The 3,550-nt window shown below is 75.5% G+C and carries 3 protein-coding genes; all 3 read right to left on the reverse strand.

The features are described from left to right. Positions 1-1,076: serine/threonine-protein kinase (locus CA983_RS41560; RefSeq protein WP_086605839.1), on the reverse strand; the 1,076-nt coding region annotated here is incomplete at its 3' end. A gap of 287 nt (positions 1,077-1,363) precedes the next feature. Further along, complete coding sequence (locus tag CA983_RS41565) at positions 1,364-2,692, reverse strand: MDR family MFS transporter (protein ID WP_086605840.1); 1,329 nt, start codon at positions 2,690-2,692, stop codon at positions 1,364-1,366. After that, the coding region (locus CA983_RS41570; protein WP_143645739.1) for an ABC transporter permease at positions 2,689-3,550 on the reverse strand (862 nt) is incomplete at its 5' end. The genes CA983_RS41565 and CA983_RS41570, both read right to left, overlap by 4 nt.

Genomic DNA, 3,550 nt, shown 5'->3' on the forward strand with positions numbered 1-3,550 from the left:
GTCGCGGTCTTGTCGGGCGAGAACCACAGCATGCCGGCGAGCATCGCGGCGAGGAAGAGCGCCGCCGCGGCCACCGTGGCGGCCGTTCTCCGGTGGTTGCCGAGGCCGTTGCGGGGTGCGGAGCGCCGTGAACGCCCGCCCGGGGCGGTGCGAGACCCCGTGGGCAGCGCGTACGTGGCAGGGGTGCCGGTGTCGGCCGCCGCGTACGGTCCCGGCCCGGAGGACGGCACGGGTGACGCCGCCTCCGGCAGCGGCTCGGGCAGCCCCCGCCAGGCGCCGCCGGCGAACCACTCGGCGGCCTGCTGCGCCGTGGGCCGGTCCTCGGGCTGCTTGGCGAGCAGGGCGAGGAGGTAGCTCTCGAAGGCCGGCGGCAGACCGGCGACACCGAGCTCGCGGGGCGGTACGGGGGCGTTGTCGAGATGCTGGTGGAGGAGTGCGACGGCGGTGTCGGCCTGGAACGGCGGGCGGCCGCTGAGGAGCTGGTAGAGCACGCACCCCAGGGAGTACATGTCCGAGGCGGGACCCGCCGGCCGACCCAGGGCCCGTTCGGGCGCGAGGTAGAGGCCGGTGCCGACGATCTGGCCGGTGGCGGTGAGCGCGGCGCCCGGGTCGTCGAGGAAGCGTGCGATGCCGAAGTCGCCGATCTTCAGCGTGCCGCCCGCGTCCAGCAGGAGGTTGGCGGGTTTGACGTCCCGGTGCACGATGCCCTGCTGGTGCGCGGCGGCGAGTCCGGCGGCGGCCTGCGCGGCGAGTCCCGCCACCCGCTCGGCCGGGAGCGCGCCGGAGAGGGACAGCACCCGGGCGAGGCTGTCCCCTTCGACCAGCTCCATCACCAGGTACAGCCGGTTGTCGTACTCGCCGAAGTCCAGGACCCCGACCACGTTGGGGTGGTTCAGACGCCCGGCCGTCTGGGCCTCCAGGCGGAACCGGGAGGCCGCCGTCGCGTCCGTGTCCTGAGGCAGCAGCAGCTTGACGGCCACCGCTCTGGCGAGCGTCTCGTCGTACGCACGCCAGACCTCTCCCATTCCGCCGCGCCCGATCTCAACGTCCAGCCGGTAGCGGCCCGCTAGCAGCACTCGTCCTCGTCCTCTGCTCGTGGGAAGGTCCTCGCCGCAGGCCGTAACTCCCCGCGTCGGAGCGGGGGTTGGTGGGGGGTGCCGCAGCCGACCCAGGATACTGGCGCCGCGTGACCACCGTTCCCCGGTGCGGTGTCCTGGGACGGAACGGTTCCGGCACACCGGGGAGCGGAGGAGTCGCCCGCCGGGGTGATCGTGCGGCGCGCGTGGTTGCCGGGGCTCCTTCCCCGTGCCGTCGGGCGCTGGGTCGGACCGCCGCTGTCTCTTCCCCGTGCCTCCGTGCGCCGTCAGGTCGCCGCGCCCGCCCCCCGCGCCCGCTTCTCCCGGCGCGGCAACAGCGCCACCGCCAGAGCCGGTACGGCCGCGAGGACCAGCCAGGGCACGGCCGCCGGGAGGCCCGTATCGAGCAGGAAGCCGGTGGCCGCGCTGCCGGCGAGGACGATCACGCCCGAGACGGACGACAGCGCACCCATGTAGAGGCCGATCCGCCCCTCCTCGGCGAGGTCCGGCACCCAGGCGCGGGCGGCGGGCACGACCAGCATCTGCCCCACGGTGAGCAGCACGACGAAGCCCGCGGCCGGCAGCAGCCCGGCGGCACCCGTCCAGCCCGCGGGGCGCGCCGCGGCCACCACCGCGAAACCGGACGCGATCAGCAGCAGCCCGGCGGTCATGGAGCGGCGCAGGTCGAGCCGGTCGCCCGCCCAGCGGGTCACCGGCAGCTGGGTGAACACCACCAGCACCGAGGACAGGGCGAACAGCCAGGACAGCGGCGCCTGGGAGCCCGCCGCGCGCTGCACCTCGTCCGGCAGGGCCAGATACAACTGGTTGTAGGCCAGCAGGTACGTGCCGTACGCACAGCACAGGGCCAGGAAGCGGCGGTTGCGCAGCAGCAGGCGCGCCCCGCCCCGCTCCCGGACGCGGACCCTGCCGGGGATGTGCTGCGGCATCAGCCGCAGGTGCCCGGCGAGGACGAGCACGAACACCGCGGCACCAGCGAGGCACGCGGTGCGGAAATCGACGGCGAGCAGCAGCGCGCCGAGCAGCGGTCCCACGAAGGCCCCGGCCTGGCCCGCCACGCTGAACAGGGCCAGGAGACGGGTGCGTGAGCCGTGCCCTTCCTCCTCCCAGACCACCGCCTGGCGGGCCACCTCGGACTCCACCGCGGGGGAGAACAGCGCGGCGGCGAAGCCGATCACCAGCACGGCGCCGATCACGCTCCAGCTCGCTTCCGCGTACCCGAGCCACGCGAACCCGGCGATCCGCAGTACGCAGCCCGCCAGCACGACCGGGCGTACGCCGTAGCGGTCGACGAGCGCGCCGCCGACCACGAACAGGCCCTGCTGGCTGAACGTCCGCAGCCCGAGGACGAAGCCGACCAGCCAGCCCGCCATGCCGATCGCGGTGCCGAGGTGCTCGGCGAGGAACGGCAGCACGGCGAAGAAGCCGATGTTGAAGGCGAGCTGGGTCACGATCAGCAGCCGCAGCAGCGGGGACAGGTCCCGCCAGAGCCGCCAGGTGCTCTCGCGCGGGGCCTTGGGCGTGCCGTCGTCGGAGGTCTCGTTCGTGGGCGCGTGGACGGCCCGGTGGGTCAGGACACGGGATATGAGGCCGGTCATCGTTCTTCCGTCGTAGGGGTGGGCACAGGGGCCAGGAGGACGTCGGTGCGGTTCGGCCGCCGCCGCGGGGCGGGTACGACCCGGTCGCCGGGCGGCGGCCCCGCCGGGCTGTCGATCCGCCCACGCCGCCGGGGCAGCCGTACGCCGCCGGCGCCCGTCACCGCGAGCGCCCCCAGCAGGGCGAGCACGGCGGCCGGGAAGAGGACGGCCCACGGGGCGCGCTCGGCGTACGGCTGGTTCTCGGCGAGCAGCAGGCCCCACTCGGGGGACGGCGGCTGCGCGCCCAGGCCGAGGAAGCCGAGCGCGGCGAGACTCAGCGCGACGCCGGGCAGCCGGAGCAGGGCGTGCCGGGTCACCGGCGGCAGCACGGCGGGCAGCAGTTCGTGCCGGAGCAGGTGCCAACGCCCGGCCCCGAGCGCGCGGGTGGCGGCCAGGTGGGTGGTCGCGCGCTCCTGGCGCAGCAGGGAGGACGTGTGGGCGGCCAGCGGGGACCAGGCCACGACACCGACGGCGAGGGCGGGCGCCCAGGGGCCGCTGCCCGTGACGCCGGTGACGAGGAGCCCGGCCAGGACGGGCGGTACGGCACTGACGGTGTCGACCAGCGGCCCGGAAAGCCGCGGCAGCAGCCCCAGCAGAAGCCCGGCCACGAGGGCGGCGGCACTCACCGCGAGCGCCGTGCCGAGGGTGTTCAGCGCGCCGTGGGCGACACGGGCGAGGATGTCCCGGCCCAGCGCGTCCGTCCCGAACGGGTGCGCCGGGGAGGGGGCTTGCAGCCGGGCGAGGGTGTCCAGGGCGAGCGGGTCGCGCGGCAGGCCGAGGCCGATGACCGCGGCGAGCAGTGCCCCGTACAGCAGGGGC

Origin of the sequence: Streptomyces swartbergensis (assembly GCF_002148965.1) — a bacterium.
Taxonomy (GTDB): Bacteria; Actinomycetota; Actinomycetes; order Streptomycetales; family Streptomycetaceae; genus Streptomyces; species Streptomyces swartbergensis.

What these genes read in the sequence shown, in the direction of transcription:
- CA983_RS41565 (WP_086605840.1), bottom strand. Translation starts at nt 2,692, where the DNA reads ATGACCGGCCTCATATCCCGTGTCCTGACCCACCGGGCCGTCCACGCG.